We start from the raw sequence: 21,225 nt of genomic DNA, 5'->3' as shown, positions 1-21,225 counted from the left end.
CCTTCCCGTGCGTGCCTCATGCGGGTAGCTCCTGGGCAGGCTCGGCTGCGGGTTGGCGCAGCGCACGCACCGCGCGGGCGATGCGCTCCACCGCATCTCGCAGCACGGCATCGCTGGCGGCGGTGGACAGGCGCAGGTAGGGCGACAGGCCGAACGACGCGCCATCGACCACGGCCAGCCCTTCGGACTCCAGCAGCCATTCGGCAGCGTCCGTGTCGGTCGTGATCGCGCGGCCGTCGGGCCGCAGTTGGCCGATGAGGCCGCCGCAGTGCACGAAGGCGAAGAACGCACCCTCGATGCGGCGCAGCGCCAGACCCGGAATGTCCGCGATGGCCTGCTCCACCAGCCGGGCGCGGCGCGCATAGGCGGCGCGCCCGGCGGCGGCGAAGCTCTGGTCGGCTGATTCCAGCGCTGCCTGCGCGGCGGCCTGCGCGATCGCGTTCGGCGCAGACGACACCTGTGACTGGATCACCACCATGGCTTGCACCAGGGCGGCGGGGCCCGCTCCCCAGCCAATGCGCCAGCCGGTCATGGCATAGGTCTTGGAGACGCCGCCCACCAGCAGCGTGCGTTCGCGCAGATCGGGTGCCACATGCAGCCAGTGCACGGGCGCCTCGGGGGTGAACCAGATGTGTTCGTACAGTTCATCGAGCAGCACTTGCACTTGCGGGTGCCTGCGCAGCACCTGCGCCAGTGCGGCGAGTTCGCCGCTGCCATACACCGCGCCCGATGGGTTGCCCGGCGTGTTCAGCACCAGCCAGCGCGTGCGCGGCGTGATGGCCGCCTCCAGCGCCGCCGGCGTGAGCTTGTGGCCCGTGCCGATGCCGCAGGGAACGCATACCGGCACGCCGTCGTTGACGAGCACCATGTCCGGGAAGGACGGCCAGTAGGGCGTCGGGATGATCACTTCGTCGCCTGCGTTCAGCGTCGCGGCAAAGGCGTTGTAGATCACCTGCTTGCCGCCATTGCTGACAATGATGTCGCCGAGGCCGTAGTCCAGTGCATTCTCCCTGCGGTACTTGGCCTGGATCGCGAGCCGCAGCGCCAAGGTGCCGGGCGTGGCGGTGTACCTGGTCTCGCCTCGCGCAAGCGCGGCGATGGCGGCCTGCTTGATGAAGTCCGGCGTGTCGAAATCGGGTTCGCCGGTGGTCAGCGCGATCACGTCGCGGCCCTGCGATGCCAGTGCGGCGGCGCGGGCGCTGGCGGCGGCATTGGGTGAGAGCCTGGCGCGCTGCACGCGCTGGGAAAGCCGCGAGGCGGAGAACAGGGGAAAGGCTGCCGTGGTCATGGATGAGGGCTTTCTTCGGATATGAGCACCTTGCCGGGGTTGAGCAGCCCCAGCGGATCGAACGCCGCCTTGAGCCTGTGCATCAGAGCCAACTCGACCTGGCTCTTGTAGCGCGGGAGCAGTTCGCGCTTGGTCTGGCCGATGCCGTGCTCGGCGCTGATGGAGCCGTGGTGGGCATGCACGCTGTCGTGCACGACGGCATGGATCTCGTCTTCCACGGCAAAGATGTCGGCTGCCGTGCCACCTGCGGCGTGCGACACGTTGTAGTGCAGGTTGCCGTCGCCCAGGTGCCCGAAAGGCATGGGCCGCACGCCGGGAAAGCGTGCTTGCAGCGCCGCGGCGGTGGCCGACAGGAAAGCGGGAATATGCGAGATCGGCAGCGCGATGTCGTGCTTGACGTTGCCGCCGTCGAGCTTTTGGGCCCGGCCCAGCGACTCGTCGCGCAGGCGCCAGAGCTGCAGGCTTTGCTGGCCGCTTTCGGCAATCGCCGCATCGGCCACGATGCCGTCTTCGTACGCTTGGCCGACCACGGCCTCGAAGCGCGCGCGGGCATGGGCCTCGCCCTCGCTGTCCGACAGCTCGACCAGTGCGTACCAGGCATGTTCCAGCGGCAGCGGAATCGGCTGCTCGGGCACATGCTGTGCCACCAGGCCGAGCACGGACTCCGACATCAACTCGAACGCCGTCAGTCCCGCGCCGAAGCCGGTGCGCGCTGCATTCAGGAAGGCCAGTGCGTCGTGGATGCAGCCAAAGGCCAGCAAGACCGTGTGGCGCGCGGCGGGCAGTGGGTAGAGCTTGAGCGTAGCCGCGGTGATGATGCCCAGCGTGCCCTCGCTGCCCACATACAGCTCGCGCAGCGCATAGCCGGTATTGTCCTTGCGCAGCCCGCGCAAGCCGTCCCAGATATCGCCTTCGGCCGTGACCACTTCCAGCCCGAGCACCAGATCGCGCGCATTGCCGTAGCGCAGCACCTGCGTTCCGCCCGCGTTGGTCGAGAGGTTGCCGCCGATCGTGCAACTGCCTTCCGAGCCCAGGCTCAGCGGGAACAGCCGGCCTGCCTCATGCGCGGCCTGCTGTACGCTGGCCAGTACGGCGCCGGCCTCCACGGTCAGCGTGTCGTTATCGGTGTCAACGCTGCGTACACGGTTGAGCCGGCCAAGCGACAGCAGCACGGCATGGCCGCTGCCGTCGGGTGTTGCCGCGCCCATCAAGCCGGTGTTGCCGCCTTGCGGCACGATGGGCGCGCGGTACCGCCGGCACAGGCGCACGATCTGGGCCACCTCTTGCGTGCTGGCCGGGCGGGCCACGGCCAGTGCTCTACCGGTGATGCGGCCATGCTGGTCGGTGAGGTAGCCCTGAGCGTCGGCGCCGGTCAGCACATGGTGGGGGCCGAGTGCGGTGCGCAGCCCATTCAGCAGATCGCTCATGCGCGTGCTCCTTCAGCGGCGGCGGCATGCAGCAGATCGGCCACGCCGGCGCGGGCCGCAATGGCGCGGATCTGGCGCAGCAGCGCATCGGGCAGCGGAATGCCCCGCTGTTCGCGCTCGGCCCGCTGCGCGGCTTCCGGGTCGCCGGGCACCAGCACGGGCAGGGCCGGGTCGCAGGGGCGTGCAGCATGCAGCACATCGATGATCGCGTCCAGGTCGCGAGCGAACGCACCCGGTGCGCCGAAGAATGCCGGGTCGATGGCGATGAAGCTGTGGCCTACGTTGGCCGGCTCATCCGCGCCGTGGCGCTGGTTGTGCAGCGGCGCGAACGCCCCGCCGGCCAGCGTTGCGCCTAGCACCTGGGCCAGCAACGCCAGCCCGTAGCCCTTGTGGCTGCCGCCGTCGCTGCTGCCGCCCAGCGGGGTCAGCCCGCCGTCCGGTGCATCGAACACCTGCGCCCGCGCCGCCTCGGGGGCGGTGACGGGCTGCCCCTGCGCATCCACGACCCAGCCGGCGGGCACAGGCTGGGCGCGCAGCGCTTTCACCTTGACGCGATTGGCGGCGGCCGTAGTGGTGGCCATGTCCAGCACAAAGGCGTTGTTGCGCGAGCCTTCGGGCACCGGTGCCGCAAAGGCGATCGGGTTGGTGCCCAGCACCGGCTCGGCGGCCCGGGCGGGTACTAGCAGTATGCCGCTGGCCGAGCTGGTCACCAGGCCGATCAAGCCCTGGCCTTGGGCAATGCGGGCATACACGCCCGCCGCGCCGAAATGGTGCGAATTGCGCACCGCCACCAGGGCGATGCCGCTGGCCCGGGCCTTGTCCACCGCCAGCTGCATGGCCCGCGCGGATACCGCGTGGCCCAGTCCGGCGTCGCCGTCGAGCACGGCGGTCGCCGGCGTGTCGCGCAGCACACGTGGTGCGGCGGACAGGTTCAGGCGACCGCTGGCACGCATGGTTTCGTAGTGCGGCAGCATCGATATGCCGTGCGACTCCACGCCCAGCAGGTCGGTTTCCACCATCAGCTGCGCCGTGGCGGCGGCAGCCTCGGCCGGCATGCCCCATGCCCGCAGTATGGCCGTGGCCTGCGCCCGCAGGCTGTTGGCTGCGAAGCGCTGTTCGCTGTGCTCGGCGGGAGTACTCATCAACCGTTCTTCTTGAACTCGGAAAGCACTGCGGCGCTGGCTGGCGCGCGCTGCGGGCTCATCGCATTCATTGCCTGGCTTCCTTGCCGGCAGTGGCCGCCAGTGCATGCTTGTAGATCTCGAAATCGAAAGGCGCACGGTCGAACTGGCCCTTGAGCGCGCGCTCATGGCGGCTGGCTATCCAGGTATCCGGCACGCCCCATTGGCGGGCCTGCTTGAGCAGGAAGCCGGAGCGGTGCCAATCCTGGATCGCCTTGTCCACGAAAGCCTGCGTGTCGGCCTCGCCCTTGCGTGTCCACACCACGGTCGGCGAGGGAATCAGCTGCTCTTGGGTGGCGAGCGTGAAGTCCTGCCACTGGCTGCCGCTGGCTCCGTGCAAGGTGGTGTACATGGCGGGGTAGACATGCACCGATGCGGCGCAGGTGCCGCCCTTGAGCGCCAGCAGTGATTCCGCGATGCCGCGCAGCCCCTTGACGACCGCGCCATAGGTTTCGGCCAGCGGCTTGGCGTAGTTGCTGCCCTGCGAGACGCAGGCCACCTTGCCGCGCAGGTCTTCCCAGCTCTTGATGCCGCTGGCCTTGGCCACCAGCGCGCCGCCGCCGATCAGGTCGTACGGCGTGGGCGCGAACGAGAGCACCTCGCTGCGCTCTTGCGTCCACTGGATGTTGGCCACCAGCAGATCGACCTTGCCGCTCTGCAGGAACTGCACGCGCGTCGAGGCGGTGACAGGCACCGTCTGTAGCTCCACGCCGAGGCGGCGGGCCAGGTCGGATGCCAGTTCGGTCTGGTAGCCGCCGGTCTTGCCGGTGGCCGGGTCGTGGGTGCCGAAAGGCGGACTGGTTCCGTCGATGCCGACGGCCAGCTTGCCGCGCTGCTTGATCTTGTCGAGCGTGGCGTCGGCGTGGGCCGGCGTGGTGAAGGCGATGGCGCTCGCAGGGATGGCGACAAGAGCGAGAAGGTGTTTCATGGTGCGGGGCCGCGTGCCGTGGACGGTAGGCGGTGGTCAGTTCTTGAACTTGGCTTGCAGCTCGGGCAGCAGCGGATTGGGCGGCGTGATGCCCAGGCGCCTTTCGGTGGCGATCAGCCAGCCGCTGCGGTGCCAGTCCTGTACCACCTTGTCCACGGCAGCGATGGTGTCGGTCTCGCCCTTGCGCGTCCAGACGACGGAGAGCGCGGGCAGGAGGTCGGTCTTGAACGGCGCGGCATAGTCGCGCCATTCGGGGTTGGTGTTGACCAGCGGGTGGATCAGCGTGCTGTCGTGAACCGAGGCCACGCAGTTGCCGCCCTTGAGGGCGAGCAGCGACTCGGACGGGCCCTTGTAGCCACGCACCTGCGCGCCGTACTCGCCGGCCAGCGGTTTGGCGAAACTGCTGCCTTGCGATACGCACACGGGCTTGCCGCGCAGGTCTTCCCAGGTGTTCAGGCCGCTGTCCTTGCGCACTGCCGCGGCGCCGCCCACGCGGTAGAACGGCGTCGGCGCATAGCCCAGGCTCTCGGCACGCTCGGGGTTGAGTTCCATCGAGGCGATCAGCAGATCGACCTTGCCCGCCTGCAGGAATTGCATCCGCGTGGCCGTCTGTACCTGCACCAGCTCGGCCTCCACGCCCAGGCCCTTGGCCAGCGCGCGCGCCAGTTCGGGGTTCCAGCCTACGAACTGCTGGGTGGCGGGGTCGATGGAGCCGAACTGGCTGCCGCTGACCGCCACGCCGATGACGACCTTGCCGCGCTGCCTGATCTTGTCGAGCGTGGCATCGGCCTGGGCGGCATGGCAGGCCAGCGCGGAAATGAGAGCGGTGCACCAGGAAGCGGAGCGGGAGAGCGGAAAACGCATGGTCGTGGTTTGTCGAAATGCAGGAACAAGCACCGATCTTGCAAGGGCGCCGGCGCCGCGGCAACGAAGCTTTTCGCGCTTGCTTATGCGGTTTGTGCCGCATGCGGCAGGCGGAACACCGCCAACTCATCGGGTGCGCACTGGGCCAGCAGGCCGGTCTCCCAAGCCAGATAGCTGCGGGCGGCGTCCAGGTTGCCGTCGTGGCGGTCGTGCACGAAGAAAAGGTAGTCGATGCGCTCGGCATCGGCGGGGCGCGCATCGCCGCTTTGCAGCGGCAGGCCGGCATCGTGCCAGTCTTGCGCCAGCGCCCAGGCGATGTGCTGGTGCCCGGCCTCGGCAAGGTCGACGGCGGCGAGCTGGGCCGTGCTCGCGTCTGGCGCCAGCAGCAGCACGGGGCGATCGGCGGCCAGCTCCAGCCGGTGCAGGCGCGGGCGGATACCCCAGGCGGCGCCCGCCGCATGCTGCTGGCGGTACTGCGCCGATGAACGCAGATCCAGCAGCTGGGGGGCATGGCACCGGAGCCAGCCGGCCAGCGCGGGCGCGCCGATGCGCGCCAGCCCGGGCGCGGCGGCCTTGGCGGCAGATGCGGCGGCCAGGCGCAGCGGTGCGTCGATGCCGTCGGCCACCGTTGCCGCCTGCCAGCCCAGCCGTGCCAGCCATGCGGCGATCACGGGTGCGCGCACCCCGTCGTCGTCGAGCAGGAGCACGCGGGCCTTGCGTGTTCCCAGTGTCTGGTCGGTGGCCTGCAGCAGCTGGCCGCCCGGCGCATGCCGGGCGCCGGGCAGCGTGCGGGCGGCAAATTCCTCGGCGCTGCGCACATCCAGCACATAGGTGGTGCGTGTGGCATCGTCAATCCATTGCTGCGCCTGTGCGTGCCGCAGCTGCGGCACGCCCGCGCCTTGCGCGAGGCGCGTGGCGGCGGCGCGTTCGCTTTCGTGCGGCTGTGCGGGGCGCGCCCGCTCGCGGCTGTCGCCATGGGCCAGCGCCAGTCCGGCGAGCGCCCAGCCCTGGGTGCCGTTTTCCAGTGCGAACACGGGGTTGGACAGGCCCAGGCCGCGCAGGATTTCCGCGCCGATGATGCTGCGCGTACGGCCCGCGCAGTGGATCACGACTGGCGTGAGCGGCTGCTGCGCCAGCGTGTACAGGTGGCGCGGCAGCTCGCCATTGGGCGCCGATAGCGCGCCGGGGATGCTCATTTTGCGATGCTCGGCCGGCGTGCGGCCATCGAGCAGTACGAAGTGCTTGCCGCGCCGCTGCCAGTCGGCCAGTTCGCCGGCGCTGATGTGCGGCGTGCCCAGCGCATGCTCGGCCAGCTCGCCGAAGGTCTTCGAGGGCAGGTTCACGCCCTGGAACAGGGTATAGCCTGCGGCGGCCCAGCCCGGCGCTCCGTCTTCCAGGATGTGCACGGCGCCATAGCCCAGCGCCTGCAGCCGCCGCGCGGCGCGCAGGGCCACGCCGTCGCTGGCGTCGAGCAGCACGATGCGCGTGCCGCGGCGCGGCACGAGCTGCAGGACCTGGGACTCCAGCTGGCTGTAGGGCAGATTGACGGCGAAGAATGGATGGCCTTCGCCAAACTGGCCGGCCTCGCGCACGTCGATCAGCGCGATCTCATCGGCATCGTTGAGCCAGTGGCGGGCAGTGGCGGCGGAAATGGTGGTGGGCATGGTATTTGAAGTCAATCCCTGGCTGCTCGCTCGGGGGTGGGTCAGTCCAGCAGCTGAATGCCAGTGTGTCCTTCGCGCTCCAGCTGTGCCACCAGGCCCAGTTCCCAGTCCAGGTATTCGACGAAGCCCGCGTCGCGCAGCTTGTGGTCGGCATGCAGGTAGGGGCTGTAGCTCTGGTCGTCGTCGCCGGTGAGCACGCCGTCGCTGCCTTGCGCCAGCGGCAGGCCTGCATTCGCCCAGGCCTGGGTGCCGCCAGCGATGGCGCGCACCTCGCGGCCCGTGCCGACCAGGGCCGAGGCCACGAGCTGTGCGAGCACGCCGTCGGGCGAGGTGAGCAGCACCGCCTGCCCGGAGGGCAGGTCGGCGACGAATTCAGCCAGCCGCTCGGGTGTGGCGAAGCGGGCGCCAGCGATGTGGCGCCGCTCATAGGCGGCGCGGCTGTCCACGTCGAACACCGCTGCCTGCCCGGCGCCGAGCAGCGTGGCGGCTTGCGGGGCCGCGAGCTGTGCAGCGGGCGCGTGCAAAGCCTGCACGCGCACCGGCTCGGGGCCGGTCACCCGCGTGGCGCGTGGCGGCGGAGCGTGGACGGCTGCCTCCCAGCCGAGCTGGGCCAGCCAGGCCGCGGTGGTCAGCGCGCGCACGCCGTCCCAGTCGGCCAGCACGATGCGGGCGCCGCGCGTGGCGGCATACTCGTCGGTGGCCTGTACCAGCTGGCCGCCCGGCGCCCAGCGCCAGCCTTCGAGGTGTCCGGCTTCGTATTCCGCGCGCGTGCGCACGTCGAACAGGTACAGCGTGCGCTCGGCGGCCTCGCCCTGCCAGCGGGCAAGCGTGGCGCCGTCGATGCGCTGCACGCCCGCGCGCCGGGCCACATGTTCGGCGCGTTCGCGCGCGGCGGCCAGCGTGGCGGGCCCGGGCTCCGGCAGCGGTGTGTGGCGGCCGTGGGCCAGCTCGCGGCCGGTCAGCAGCCAGTCCATGGTGCCGTTGCGCAGCGAGGCCACGGGGTTGGGAATACCGGCGTCGATCAGGGTTTGCGCGCCAACGATGCTGCGTGTGCGCCCGGCGCAGTTGACAACGACGAAGGTCTCGGGATCGGGCGCGAGCTCGCCGATGCGGTACACCAGCTCCGCGCCCGGCACGCTGTGCGCGAATGGCAGGCTGAAGGCGGCGAATTCCTCGGGCGTGCGGCTGTCCACGACGACGATGTTTTCGCCACGCGCGATGCGCGCCTCCAGATCATCCGAGCTGATCCAGGGCGTGTGCTTGCCATGCTCGATCACCTCGCCGAATGCCTTGCTGGGAACGTTCGTGCCGCTGAAGACCTCCAGGCCTGCGGCGGCCCAGCCCTCGGTGCCGCCAGCCAGCACCGAGACGTTGCTCCAGCCCAGCCGCACCAGCTTGTGCGCGGCGGCGTGGGCCAGCGTCTCGTCGCCATCGGTGAGCACGATGCGGGTGTTGCGGCGCGGCACCAGCCGGTCGATCAGCAGCTCCAGCCGCCACAGCGGCGCCGATGCGGCAAAGAGGATGTGGCGGCGCGCGAACACGCCGGCCTCGCGCACGTCAAGGACCGCGATTTCCTCGCCGTCCGCTAGCGCGGCCTTCAATGCCAGCGGCGTGATGCGCGCATGGCGAATGCCTGCCGGGGGGGCAAAGGTACGGAAGCTGCCGCCGTCGCGGCTCTCGAATACGACACGGCCGGACAGGCGGTCCAGGCCGAGGCCGTAGAAGTGCAGGTGCAGGCCGGGCTGCTCGCCCACCAGCTCGATGGTGTGGACCTGCTCCGGGCTCAGCACCACCGAGCTGCCGGCCGCCACGTCCACGGTGCCCGTGGGCGTGAGTGCGTCACGGGCCGGGTCGGCGGTCTTGTCGCGGCGATAGAACACGTTGCGCTCCACGCCTTGCACGCCGGCGATGATGGCCCAGGTCGTATGGTCGTGCGGCAGCACCGCTTTGCCAGGCAGTCCTGCCGAAACGTAGAGCGCATAGCGCCCGTCCGCGTTCTCGTAGAGTCGATAGACCCGGGCCGGGTCGGCGGCGCTGACCGGGAAGTGCTCGGCAGCGAAAAGCTCATGCTGCAGCCCCAGCGTCCGCAGCTCCTGCGCCACGGCCTGCAGCTGCTCGGGCGCAGCGTGCCCGGGATCGGGAAGCAGCCGCTGCGCGGTGGCGATGAAGCGCGCCACGGCGGCGGCGCGGCGGCTGGCGGTGTCGCTGCCGCTGAAGTCGATGGAGAGGTGGGTCTGGGTCATGGCTGTGTTGCGGGATTCTTGGACAGGGAGTGCGCCACGGTAGGCGCGGCGGCGCATGTAGCCAAGGAAGAAATCCGCGCATCGATATGCGTAAAGCGTCGTTGGCGGCCGCCGGGCGGCTGCCTACAGTCGGCGGCTTGTTTGTTGTGGCGGATGCCTGGCTTCCGCTTTGCCCCATGTCGAATCGAACGCTGCGCACCGTGGCCCGCGCCGTGCTGCAAGCCCTGCCCACCGTGCTGGGCGTGGTGATCCTCAATTTCCTGCTGCTGCAGCTGGTGCCGGGCGATGCGGCGGATGTGATCGCGGCCGAATCCGGCTCGGCGACGGCCGAGAGCATGGCGCAGCTGCGCAGCCATTTCGGGCTGGACGTGCCGGTGCTGCAGCAGCTGGCGAACTACCTGGGGCAGCTCGCGCATTTCAGCCTGGGCCAGTCGCCGCGCTACAACCTGCCGGTGGCCACGCTGATCGGCGAGCGCCTGGGGCACACGGTGCTGCTGATGTTTTCGTCGCTGGGCGTGGCGCTGGCCCTCGGCATTGCGCTGGGGATCGCGATGGCCAGCTGGGCCGGGCGCTGGCCTGATCGCCTGCTGTCGGTGCTGGCCCTGTTGCTGTACTCCACGCCGAGCTTCTGGCTGGGGCTGATGGCCATTGTGCTGTTCTCGGTGCACCTGGGCTGGCTGCCGCCGGGCGGTGGCGGCACGATTGGCGATACGGCCGGCGGCATGGCTGCCTGGGCCGACGCCGCCCGCCACCTGGTGCTGCCGGCCGTGGCGCTGTCGGGCTTTTATATCGCCATCTTCGCGCGGCTGACGCGCGCCGCGATGCTGGAGGTCAGCCGCCAGGATTTCGTGCGCACCGCGGTTGCCAAGGGGCTGGCGCCGGCGGCGGTGACGCTGCGCCACGTGCTGCGCAATGCGCTGATCCCGGTGAGCACCGTCGCGGGCATGCATCTGGGCGCACTGCTGGGCGGCGCGCTGGTGGTCGAGACCGTGTTCAACTGGCCGGGCCTGGGACGATTGGCGTTCGAGGCAGTGATGGCGCGCGACTACCAGGTGCTGCTGGGCATTTTGCTGCTGTCGTCGCTGCTGGTGATCGCAGCGAATCTGCTGGTCGATCTGCTGCATGCATGGTTTGATCCCCGCATCCGCAGCCACTGATTCTCCGATGGGTTTCCATGTCGCTTTCCCTACCTCTTGATCCTGCTGTCGCGGCCCGTGCCGCGGCCCCTTTGTCCGCGCGCCGCGCCGCCTGGCGGGCGCTGGTGCGCAACCCTTCGGCCCTGGCGGGCATGGCGCTGCTGCTTGCAATGGCCGTGCTCGCGCTGCTGGCGCCATGGCTCTACCCGGGCGATCCGCTGGACATGGTTGCGCCGCCGCTGCTGTGGCCGGGGCAGGGCGCGGCGTTCCCGCTGGGCAGCGATTCGATGGGCCGCGATGTGGCGGCGGGGCTCGCGCATGGCGCGCGGGTGTCGCTGCTGGTGGGGGTGGTGGCCGCCGCGGTCAGCCTGTGCATCGGCACCGTCGTCGGCGCGGCGGCCGGGTATTTCGGCGGCTGGATCGACGGCGCGCTGATGCGCCTGACGGTGCTGTTCCAGACCGTGCCGTCCTTCTTGCTGGTGGTGGTGATCGTGGCCATCGGCCAGCCTTCGCTGCCGGTGATCGTGCTGGCGATAGGCCTGGCATCGTGGCCGGTGATCGCGCGGCTGGTGCGGGCAGAGTTCCGCAGCCTGCGCGAGGCCGAGTTCGTGCTCGCTGCGCGTAGCCAGGGGTTCGGGCACCTGCGCATCATCGCGCAGGAGATGCTGCCCAACGCGCTGCCGCCGGTGATCGTCACCACATCGGTGCTGGTGGCCAGCGCCATCCTGATCGAGTCCGCGCTGTCGTTCCTGGGGTTGGGCGATCCCAACGTCGTCTCTTGGGGCAGCATGATCGGCGAAGGGCGCGAGCTGCTGCGCTCCGCCTGGTATCTCACAGCCCTGCCGGGCGCGGCCATCGTGCTGGCGGTGCTGGCGCTCAACCTGCTGGGCGATGGCCTGAACGATGCACTCAACCCGCGCCTGCGCGCCCGCTGACACCATGACGACCGAAGCATCTTCTGCCCGCGCGCCGCTGCTCGACATCCGCGGCCTGCACATCGGATTTCCCGGGGGCATAGCCGCCGTGCGCGGCCTGGATCTGCAGCTGCAGCGCGGCGAGACGCTGGCACTGGTCGGCGAGTCGGGTTGCGGCAAGTCGACGACCGCGCTGTCGCTGCTGCGCCTGCTGCCGCCCGAGGCGCGCATCCAGGGCCGGATCCTGTTCGAGGGGCAGGACATCCTGCAGCTGCCGGCGCCTGCCTTGCGCGCCCTGCGCGGGCGCGACGTGGCGATGATCTTCCAGGAGCCGATGACCTCGTTGAACCCGGTGCACACCATCGGCGCGCAGCTGGCGGAGACCCTGCGCCTGCACGAAGGACTGTCCGCCGCGGCGGCGCACACGCGCGCCATCGAGCTGCTCGAGCTGGTGCGCATCCCCGAGCCGCAGCGCCGCGTGCATGACTATCCGCACCAGCTCTCGGGCGGGCAGCGCCAGCGCGTGATGATCGCGATGGCGGTTGCCTGCCGCCCGCGCCTGCTGGTGGCCGACGAGCCGACCACCGCGCTGGACGTGACCATCCAGGCGCAGATCCTGGAGCTGCTCGATGGCTTGCGCCGCGAGCTGGACATGGGCCTGCTGCTAATCACCCACGATCTGGGGCTGGTTGCGCAATGGGCTGATCGCGTGGCGGTGATGCATGGCGGGGAAAAGGTCGAGGAGGCCGCCACGCCACAGCTGTTTGCTGCGCCGGCCCATGCCTATACCCGAGGCCTGCTCGGCGCATCGCTGCACACGGGTGGAGGCTTGAGCTACCGCGAGCGGCGCCTGCCCGAGATCCGCCACAGCGTCGATGCCGCCAGCGGCGAGCGCCGCTTCGAGCTGCGTGAGCCGCCGCTGTCCGCCGCGCTGCGGCTGCCCCGGCGCCCGGGCGAGGCGCTGTTGTCGGTGCTGGAGCTGCGCAGTGAATACGCGGGCCGCGCCGGCCCGGTACGGGCCGTCGACGGGGTGAGCTTCACGATCCAGGCCGGCGAGACCGTGGGCCTGGTGGGCGAGTCGGGCTGCGGCAAATCCACGCTGTCGCGCACGCTGCTGCGGCTGATGCAGCCTGCGGCCGGACGCATCGTGTTCGAAGGCGAGGACATTGCACTGCTGCGCGAGTCTGCGCTGCGCCCGTGGCGGCGCAAGCTGCAGATGGTGTTCCAGGACCCGTATGCATCGCTGAACCCGCGCCGCACGGTCTTCGACATTCTGGACAGCGTGCTGCGTGTGCATGGCGTGGCCGAAGGTGCCGCGCGCCGCGCGCGCATCGCCGCCATTCTGGAGCGGGTGGGCCTGCCGGCCGATGCCGCGAGCCGTTACCCGAATGCGTTTTCCGGCGGCCAGCGCCAGCGCATCGGCATTGCGCGGGCGCTGGTGGTGCGGCCGTCGCTGCTGGTGCTGGATGAGCCGGTGTCGGCGCTGGACGTGTCGGTGCAGGCGCAGATCCTGAATCTGCTGGTCGATCTGAAGCAGGAGTTCGGCCTGTCCTATCTGTTCATCTCGCACGACCTGGCCGTGGTGCGCTACATCGCCGATCGCGTATTGGTCATGCACCAGGGCCGCATCGTCGAGAGCGGCGACACCGCGGCGGTGTGGAGCCAGCCGCGGCACCCGTACACGCGCCGGCTGCTGGAAGCGGTGCCGGGCGGGCACCAGCGGCTGGCGGCCTGATTCCGTCCTATTTCTTCGGATCCACCCACACGTCTGCCAGGTTCGACTCCACGCCGTCGGCCGTCAGCGAATGGTCGTGCACGCGCTGGTTGGCGATGGTGATGTATTCGGGCTGGTATAGGTTCAGGTCGGGCACGTCGCGCGCCACGGTGTCCTGAAAGTCCTTGAACAGCTGCTTGCGGCGAGCCGGATCGTTCTCGACGGCGGCGTCTTCCAGCAGCTTGTCCACCACCGGGTTGTGATAGTGCGTGCCGTTGGAGAAAGGCACGCCCTTGATGTAGTTCTTGGACCAGTAGAGGCGCTGCACGCCCACGGTGGGGTCGAACAGGTTGCTGGCGCCGTTGGTGGTGAAGGCGAAGTCGCGGTCGGTGTAGATGCGTTTGATGAAGGCGCTGGCGTCCTGCGAGCGCACGGTGACGGCGATGCCCACGCGCGCCAGCGCGGTGCGGATGTAGTCGGCCAGGCGTTGTCCATCCGGGCCGCCGATGGGGTTTACGTCCAGCGGCACCGAAAAGCGCGCGCTGCCCTTGCGCGGATAGCCGGCTTCGTCGAGCAGCGCGTTGGCCTGCTTCACATCGAAGGCGTAGGGCGAGGGCGCCGGATCGTGGAAGGCCTTGAGGCCCGGGGCGATGGGCGAATAGCTGATCTTGCCATAGCCGTAGTGCACCACCTTGACGATGACATTGCGGTCGATGGCATGCGCCACCGCCTGGCGCACCTTGTCGTTCCTGAAGTACTCATTGTCCAGGTTGAATTCCAGCCGCGTCACGTTGTGCGAGTAGCTGTTGCCCAGGGTGCTGAAGCGCAGCGACGGCAGCTTCTTGAGCCGCTCCAGGTCGGCCAGCGGCACGGGCGTGCGGTAGCCCAGGTCGACCGTGCCGGTCTCGAAGGCCACGGCGGCCGCGGCGGCGTCGGCGATGGGGCGCACGATCAGCTGGTCGATGTAGGGCTTGGGTTTGTCCCAGTAGTCGGGGTTGCGTTCGTAGGCGATGTAGCTGCCGCGCACCCATTCCTTGAAGCGGAATGGCCCGGTGCCAATCGGCGCGTTGTTGTTGGGGTTGGCGCGGGCGTCGGTGCCGTCGTAGATGTGCTTTGGCACGATGGGCGTCTCGGTCGCCGCCAGCGCGCGGATCAGGTAGGGCGCGGGCTTGGACAGGCGCAGCACGGCGGTGTATTTGTCCGGTGTGTCCACGGCGGTGACGTTGGCGAAGGTGTTGCGCCCGCGCGGGTGGATCTGCTTGAGCAGGTTGATCGAGTAGGCGACGTCGGCCGAGCTGAAGTCCTTGCCGTCGTGCCACTTGACGCCCTGGCGCAGCGTGAAGGTGTAGGTCAGGCCATCGGGGCTGATGCTCCACTTGGTGGCAAGCTGCGGCTGCGGATTGACGTCGTAGTCGTACTTGAGCAGGCCTTCGGTGACCTTGGCGCTGACGCTCAGGATGGATGTGGCGACGTTGCCGATAGTGACCAGCGCCGTGGGCTCGGATGGCAGCAGCAGCGTCAGCGTGCCTGCGTGCTGGGGCGGTGCGGCGTGGCCGATGCCGGCGGCCGCCAGGGCCGCGGCGGGAAGAATGCGAGAGTGGAGTTTCATATCAAAAAAGATAGCTTGGAGCGATTGCTGTCCCGTGATTTCAGACGGGTTCTATACTGGATTTATTGGTGCGAAGGCGCTGTCAGCTCTCAAAATAGAAGCGCTGCGCGGCCTCGGGGGTGATGAAGCCGGCCTGCAGGTCGCGCTGCACCAGCGCGGCGCTGCGCTGCCCGGGCTCGCCCAGGCCGGCACCGCCGGGCGTCTGCACCACCAGCACCTCGCCCGCGGGCACGAGCTGGCGGCCCTTGCCGCGCAGCACCGTGCCGCTGTGCGCCAGGTGCGCGGAGCCGGCCGCGCCGTCGCGCCCGCCCAGGGCGCCGCGCGGCGGATAGTGCACGCGGTCCCAGGTGGCTTCCAGCACCATCGGCGCACCCTGTGCGTGCTCGATGGCAATGGTCTGGCCCAGGCCGCCGCGCGCGGCACCCGCGCCGCCCGAGTCGGCGCGGTACTCCTTGCGGCGGAACAGGACCGGCGCCTGCGTTTCCAGGATTTCCAGCGATACATTGCGCACGCCGCTGGGGTAGGCCGTGGCCGAGAGGCCATCCTTGCCGGGGCGTGCGCCGGTGCCGCCGGTAGTGAAGCTGGTGATGCCGAAGCGCGGCGAGCGCGCGATCACCTCGTTGGGGCCGCCCTCGATGGGCTGGCCGCCGGTCAGGCGGATGTTCCACAGCGATGAGGCCCCTTCGGCCGGTACACGGTCGGGCCGTGCCTGGCGCAGCGCGCCGAACACCAGGTCGGGCAGCATCTGGCCGATGGCGGCGCGCGCCGCGACCGCCGCCGGCGGCAATGCGTTGACGATGCTGCCCTCGGGCGCCGTCACCCGGATCGGCGCGAGCGAGCCGGTGTTGTTGGGTACATCGGCCCCCACGAGGCAGCGGATGCCGAAGGAGGTGTAGGCGTCGGTATAGGCCTTGGGCACGTTGATGCCGCGCGCCACCGTGCCCGAGGTGCCGCCGAAGTCCACCAGGATCTGCTCGTCGGTGATGGTCACCGCGGCCTGCAGCCGTACTGGCTGGTCGTAGCCGTCCACCGTCATCTGGTTGTGCCAGGTACCCTTGGGCCAGTCGCGCAGCGCCTCGCGCATGGCCTGCGCGCTGCGCTCGATGATGTAGTCGCCCGCGGCCTCCAGGTCGGGCAGGCCGAACTCGCGCAGCAGCTGCTGCAGGCGGCGCGCGCCCACCGCGTTGCAGGCCACCAGCGCATGCAGGTCGCCTTCCACCTGCGCCGGCTCGCGCACATTGGCGCGCACGATGGCGAGGATGGATTCGTCGATCACTCCGCGCCGGGCGAAGCGCAGCAGCGGCAGGAACAGTCCCTCGTGGTAGATCTCCAGCGCGTCGGGCCCCGCGCCCAGACCGCCGATGTCCACCACATGCACGGTGGAGGCGAACAGTGCCACGATCCTGCCGCCATGGAACACCGGCGTGACCATGACCACGTCGTACAGGTGGCCTGTGCCCTTCCAGGGATCGTTGGTGATGAAGACGTCGCCATCCTGCATGGTCTGCGCCGGATAGGCGCGCAGGAAATGCAGCACCGAATCGGCCATCGAGTTCACATGGCCCGGTGTGCCGGTGACCGCCTGCGCCACCATGCGCCCGTCGGGCAGGAACACACCGGCCGAGAGATCGCCCGCCTCGCGCGTGGGGGTGCCGAAGGCAGTGCGGATCAGCGCCTGCGCCTGTTCCTCGACCACAGCCAGCAGGCGGTTCCATACCAGTTGCTGGCGAATGGCGTGGCGTGTTGCTTGGCGCGGGGCCTGGAGCTTGGAATGCGTGGGCGCGTTCATGCGGCTACCTCGTTTTCTTGCTGTGCCGCGGCCTGCGGTGCGGCGAGGGTGGTGTCGGTCAGCACCAGCGCGCCCAGGCGGCTGGTGCGCAGCTCAAAGCCGGCGATCACCTGGGTCGTGGTTTCATCTTCGACCACCAGCGCCGGTCCGGCCAGCCACTGGCCCGGCTGCAGGCTGGCGCGTTCATAGACGGGAACTTCGCGCCATGTGGCAGCTTCGGCGTCGTAGCTGCGGCGGCTGCCCGTGGGTGCGGCCCTGCCGGTGTCGGCGGGTATCTCGTCGGGCTCGGGCGCGGCGCGGCCCTGGGCCTCGACCGCCACCGACCAGCTCACCGCCTCGGCCGCGATATGCGGCAGGCTGCGGCCATAGAGCTGCGCATAGCGTTGCTCGAAGCGGGCATGCAGTATCCGCGCGGCGGCGGCATCGAAGGGCCCGTCGGGCAGTTCGACCGGGATCTCGTGGCCCTGGCCCGCATAGCGCATGTACACGACGCGCTGGCGCAGCAGCGGCGCTCCGGGTGGGGGGGGCCGCACCACGTCGTCGGCGTGCGCGCTCAACTCGTCGAGCAGCGCCTGCACGGCCGCATGGTCGGCATGGCCGATACGCTGGTGCAGGCTGCGCACCGTCTGGTACGCGACCGGTGCCCACAGAAAGCCCAGCGCCGAGCCCACGCCTGCAGAGTTGGGAATCACCAGCCGGGCGATTCCCAGCTTTCGCGCCAACAGTGCGGCATGCAGTGGAGCCGCGCCACCGAAGGCGATCAGCGTGCTTTCGTCGGCAGCTTTGCCCAGCTCGCTGGCATGCACGCGCGCGGCGTTGGCCATGTTCTCGGTCACGATCTCGACCACGGCCTGCGCGGCGGCTTCCACCTCCAGCCCGGTCTCGCCGGCCAGCGCCTGCTGCAGCGCGGTGCGGGCAAGCGCTGGATCGAGCCGTACCTTGCCCACGGCAAAGCGCCCCGGGTCTACCGTGCCCAGCGCGGCATGGGCATCGGTCACGGTGGGCTGCGTGCCGCCCAGGCCATAGGCGGCGGGGCCGGGCGCGGAGCCGGCGCTGTCCGGCCCCACCTGCACCACGCCCAGGTGGTTGACGCGGGCGATCGAACCCCCGCCCGCGCCGATTTCCACCATCTCGATCACCGGAATGCGGATGGGCAGGCCCGAGCCCTTGAGGTGCCGGTGCACGCGGCCGAACTCGAAGCTGCGGCTGATCTGCGGCTGGTAGTCGTCGATGAAGCAGATCTTGGCGGTGGTGCCGCCCATGTCGAACGACAGCGCGCGCGCCGCGCCGATCTGCTCGGCCACCTGGCGCGCCAGCACCGCACCGCCCGCCGGGCCCGATTCGACCAGGCGCACCGGCTCGGCGATGCCGGTCTGCAGCGTGGTGATGGCGCCGCCCGAAGTCATCAGGAACAGCTCGGCGCGCAGGCCGCGCGCCTGCACGCCAGCCTGCAGCCGCTCCAGATAGCCTGCCACCTGCGGCTGCACATAGGCGTTGGCGCAGATGGTCGACAGGCGTTCGTATTCGCGGATTTCAGGGCATACGTCCGAGGCCAGCGATACCCACAGGCCCGGCGCATGCTCGCGCAGCAGCTCGCGCACGCGGCGCTCGTGCACCGGATTGGCGTAACCATGCAAAAAGCAGACGGCCACGCTCTCGATGCCGTCTGCCACCAGCCGGCGCGCCAGCCCGGCCACTTGCCCCTCATCCAGCGGCGCGAGCACCTGACCGGCGGCATCCACGCGCTCCGGCAGGCCATGGCGCCAGTGGCGCGGCACCAGCGGCGCCGGCTTGTCCAGGAACACGTCGTATTGCGCGAATCGGTCTTCCAGGCCGATCTCGACCAGATCCCGGAAGCCCTCGGTAGTGATCAGCGCGGTGCGCGCGCCCTTGCGCTCGATCAGCGCATTGGTGGCCAAGGTGGTGCCCAGGATCACCAGGTCGACCTGGCTCCAGCCCAGCGCGGCCTGGCGCAGGATGTCGTCGATGCCGGCGAGCACGGCCTGCTCGGGGGCGCCGGGCGTGGTCAGGACCTTGGCGGTGTATTTGTTGGCGCCGCGCAGCAGCACGATGTCGGTGAAGGTGCCGCCCACGTCGACGGCCAGTCGGGTGCGTGGATCGGGGCTGGAGGGCTGAAGGGATGTCATGCGGTAGTGGCAGAAGCGGTGAAAACAATGCAGCGCGCCAGATTACGGAGCGGCGGCCGTTCCGTGAACAACGCTTTGCGCATGTGCATATGCGAAAAATCGCTGTGCCGCGCCGCAAAAAGCGTGCATCGATATGCGGAAAGCTTCGTTCCCTTGGCAGCCCTGTTTTTCTAGATTGGCGGGCATCTCATTTTCTTGATTGCCAGCCATGTCCCGGATACCGCGAAGAACCCTGCTGCGCGCATTTGCGCTTTCATTGACCGCCTCCTCCCTGGCCGCACCGCCTGCCTGGGCGGATGCGCCCTGGCCCAGCAAGCCCGTGCGCATCGTCGTGCCCGTGGCGGCGGGCGGCAGCGCCGACAAGCTCACCCGCACGCTGGCCGACAAGTTGGGCGCGCTGTGGGGCCAGACCGTGGTGGTGGAGAACGTGCCCGGTGCCAGCGGCACCATTGGCGCGGCCCGCGTGGCCAAGGCGGCACCCGACGGCTACACGCTGCTGCAGCAGGGCGAGGGGCTGACGCTCAACAGCCTGCTGTTCCCGCACCTGCCCTACGATCCGCAAAAAGGCTTCTCGCCCATCATCAAGGCCGTGGTCAACCCGCAGGTGCTGGTGGTCAACCCGGCCACCGGCCTGAACACGCTGCACGACTACATCGCGCGCGCCAAGGCCCGGCCCGGCAGCATCAACCTGGCGTTGCCGGGCAATGGCGGCATCGCGCACGTGGCGCATGAAATTCTCTCGCAGCAGACCGGCGCCAAGGTGAACTACATTCCCTACTCCGGTGGCGGCCCGGCCACGCTGGATGTGCTGGGCGGCCATGCCGATGCCACCTTGATCACCCTGGCCGCCGTGACCGAGCATGTGCGCACCGGCAAGCTGCGCGCACTGGCGGTGACCACGCCATACCGCTCCGATGCGCTACCCCAGGTGCCGACCATGGCCGAGGCGGGCGTGCCTGGCTTTGCGGTGGAAAGCTGGCAGGGCTACTTCGCGCCCGAGGGAACGCCGGCGGCCATCGTGCAGAAGATCAACCGCGACATCCAGACCGTGCTGCAGGCGCCAGACGTGCGCGCGCAGCTGGAGCACATCGGCTTCAAGATCGCGGGCAGCACGCCCGGCGATCTGGCGCGCAGCCTGCGGGCCGAGCGCCCGCTGTATGCGCAGGCCATCCAGTCGGCCGGGATTTCTCTGCGCTGATCCCAGGCAAACGCCCCGGGGGGCGGCGGGCTCCGCCCCCCATGGGCTATCGAATGCGTGCCCCGCTGGCTCGATCGAATACGTGCCAGCGGCTGGCATCCGGCCGCAGGTGCAGGCGCTGTCCGGGCGTGAGCTGCAGCCGCTCCTTGACTGTGGCGGTGATCTGCTGCGAGCCCAGGCGCGAGACCACGAGCGTTTCCGCGCCCGTGGGCTCCACCACTTCGAGCATCGCGGGCCAGGCCTGGTCGGCAGCGTCGGCGATCGCTACGTGCTCGGGCCGCACGCCCAGCCAGATCTCGCGCTCGTGCGGCAGGTCGGCGCCCGGCGCCGTCGGCAAGACCAGGCCATCGTCTGTCACCAATTGCAGCTGGCCATCGGCGACCCGGGTGCGCGCCGCAACCAGGTTCATCGACGGCGAGCCGATGAACTGCGCCACGAAGGCATTGCGCGGCTGGTCGTAGAGCTGCAGCGGTGTGCCCACCTGCTCGATCACGCCTTCGCGCATGACCACGATGCGGTCGGCCATGGTCATGGCCTCGATCTGGTCGTGGGTGACATAGACGGTGGTGGTGCGCAGGCGCTGGTGCAGCGCCTTGATCTCGGTGCGCATCTGCACGCGCAGCTTGGCGTCGAGATTGGACAGGGGTTCGTCAAACAAAAAGGCCTGCGGCTCGCGGATGATGGCCCGGCCCATGGCCACGCGCTGGCGCTGTCCGCCCGACAGCTGGGCGGGCAGGCGCTGCAGCAGCGCCTGCAGCCCCAGCACCTCGGCCACCTGCTGCACGCGCCGCCGTATGGCGGCGGCATCCTGGCGCTGCAGCCTGAGCGCAAAGCCCAGGTTGTCGGCCACCGTCATGTGCGGATAGAGCGCGTAGTTCTGGAACACCATCGCGATATTGCGCTCGCGCGGCGGCACGTCGTTGAGCAGGCGTTCGCCCAGGCGCAGCTCGCCGCCGCTGGCCTCCTCCAGCCCCGCCAGCATGCGCAGCAGGGTGGACTTGCCGCAGCCCGAGGGACCGACCAGGGCGACGAATTCGCCGTCGGCGATGTCCAGCGAGATGCCCTTGAGCACTTCGTGCCCGTTGAAGTGCTTGCGCACCTCGCTCAATGTGATGGAAGCCAT

At 69.7% G+C, this 21,225-nt stretch carries 15 protein-coding genes; 4 read left to right on the top strand and 11 right to left on the bottom strand.

The genetic code is table 11. From position 1 onward, the window contains the following. Positions 1 to 16 precede the first annotated feature (16 nt). The 7 genes from ACODRX_RS10285 to ACODRX_RS10255 all read right to left on the bottom strand — a co-directional run bounded on the left by ACODRX_RS10285 (position 17) and on the right by ACODRX_RS10255 (position 9,595). Positions 17 to 1,288: an aminotransferase class I/II-fold pyridoxal phosphate-dependent enzyme gene (locus ACODRX_RS10285; RefSeq protein ID WP_488871392.1), complete on the bottom strand. Its 1,272-nt coding sequence runs from the start codon at positions 1,286 to 1,288 to the stop codon at positions 17 to 19. Continuing rightward, on the bottom strand, positions 1,285 to 2,715 hold the full coding sequence (locus ACODRX_RS10280) for an FAD-binding oxidoreductase (protein WP_488871391.1): 1,431 nt from the start codon (positions 2,713 to 2,715) through the stop codon (positions 1,285 to 1,287). Before ACODRX_RS10280 ends, ACODRX_RS10285 begins: the two co-directional genes overlap by 4 nt. Further along, positions 2,712 to 3,857 carry an Ldh family oxidoreductase gene (locus ACODRX_RS10275; RefSeq protein ID WP_488871390.1) on the bottom strand — a complete coding sequence of 382 codons (1,146 nt, stop codon included), beginning with the start codon at positions 3,855 to 3,857 and terminating at the stop codon, positions 2,712 to 2,714. The genes ACODRX_RS10280 and ACODRX_RS10275 overlap by 4 nt, the downstream gene beginning before the upstream one ends. Before the next feature lie 67 nt (positions 3,858 to 3,924). Next, a complete protein-coding gene (locus tag ACODRX_RS10270) occupies positions 3,925 to 4,824 on the bottom strand; it encodes a transporter substrate-binding domain-containing protein (protein ID WP_488871389.1) in 900 nt (299 codons plus the stop codon). A 36-nt stretch (positions 4,825 to 4,860) separates the two neighbouring features. Beyond that, positions 4,861 to 5,688: a transporter substrate-binding domain-containing protein gene (locus ACODRX_RS10265; RefSeq protein ID WP_488871388.1), complete on the bottom strand. Its 828-nt coding sequence runs from the start codon at positions 5,686 to 5,688 to the stop codon at positions 4,861 to 4,863. A gap of 83 nt (positions 5,689 to 5,771) precedes the next feature. Then, entirely contained in the window at positions 5,772 to 7,352 is a 1,581-nt protein-coding gene (locus ACODRX_RS10260) for a rhodanese-like domain-containing protein (protein WP_488871387.1), read from the bottom strand. Between the two features lie 41 nt (positions 7,353 to 7,393). Continuing rightward, positions 7,394 to 9,595: a rhodanese-like domain-containing protein gene (locus ACODRX_RS10255; protein WP_488871386.1), complete on the bottom strand. Its 2,202-nt coding sequence runs from the start codon at positions 9,593 to 9,595 to the stop codon at positions 7,394 to 7,396. A gap of 176 nt (positions 9,596 to 9,771) precedes the next feature. Between ACODRX_RS10255 and ACODRX_RS10250 the strand changes: the two genes are divergently transcribed. Genes ACODRX_RS10250 through ACODRX_RS10240 form a run of 3 tightly spaced genes read left to right on the top strand, consistent with a single transcriptional unit; the run spans position 9,772 to position 13,380 of the window. Next, a complete protein-coding gene (locus tag ACODRX_RS10250) occupies positions 9,772 to 10,752 on the top strand; it encodes an ABC transporter permease (protein ID WP_488871385.1) in 981 nt (326 codons plus the stop codon). Positions 10,753 to 10,769: 17 nt separating this feature from the next. Beyond that, entirely contained in the window at positions 10,770 to 11,666 is an 897-nt protein-coding gene (locus ACODRX_RS10245; protein WP_488871384.1) for an ABC transporter permease, read from the top strand. 4 nt (positions 11,667 to 11,670) lie between these two features. After that, the gene (locus tag ACODRX_RS10240; RefSeq protein WP_488871383.1) at positions 11,671 to 13,380 is read left to right on the top strand and encodes an ABC transporter ATP-binding protein; all 1,710 of its coding nucleotides are present in this window, start codon (positions 11,671 to 11,673) and stop codon (positions 13,378 to 13,380) included. A gap of 7 nt (positions 13,381 to 13,387) precedes the next feature. On the opposite strand, the gene ACODRX_RS10235 is transcribed toward ACODRX_RS10240, so the two are convergent. From ACODRX_RS10235 to ACODRX_RS10225, 3 genes are all read right to left on the bottom strand, one after another. Then, a complete protein-coding gene (locus ACODRX_RS10235) occupies positions 13,388 to 14,968 on the bottom strand; it encodes an ABC transporter substrate-binding protein (RefSeq protein ID WP_488871382.1) in 1,581 nt (526 codons plus the stop codon). 82 nt (positions 14,969 to 15,050) lie between these two features. Further along, a complete protein-coding gene (locus ACODRX_RS10230) occupies positions 15,051 to 16,757 on the bottom strand; it encodes a hydantoinase B/oxoprolinase family protein (RefSeq protein WP_488871381.1) in 1,707 nt (568 codons plus the stop codon). Beyond that, a complete protein-coding gene (locus tag ACODRX_RS10225; RefSeq protein WP_488871380.1) occupies positions 16,754 to 18,904 on the bottom strand; it encodes a hydantoinase/oxoprolinase family protein in 2,151 nt (716 codons plus the stop codon). Before ACODRX_RS10225 ends, ACODRX_RS10230 begins: the two co-directional genes overlap by 4 nt. A 208-nt stretch (positions 18,905 to 19,112) precedes the next feature. Here ACODRX_RS10225 and ACODRX_RS10220 point away from each other — a divergent pair, with 208 nt between their 5' ends. After that, positions 19,113 to 20,102 (top strand): tripartite tricarboxylate transporter substrate binding protein, encoded by a 990-nt coding sequence (locus tag ACODRX_RS10220; RefSeq protein WP_488871379.1) that lies wholly within the window; start codon positions 19,113 to 19,115, stop codon positions 20,100 to 20,102. Between the two features lie 46 nt (positions 20,103 to 20,148). Here the strand turns inward: ACODRX_RS10220 and ACODRX_RS10215 are convergent, their stop codons facing one another. Beyond that, positions 20,149 to 21,225: an ABC transporter ATP-binding protein gene (locus ACODRX_RS10215; RefSeq protein WP_488871378.1), complete on the bottom strand. Its 1,077-nt coding sequence runs from the start codon at positions 21,223 to 21,225 to the stop codon at positions 20,149 to 20,151.

This window comes from Comamonas sp. FG99 (assembly GCF_057808605.1).
Note: the sequence above shows the minus strand (reverse complement) of the source record. Positions and strands in the feature narration are given on the sequence as shown.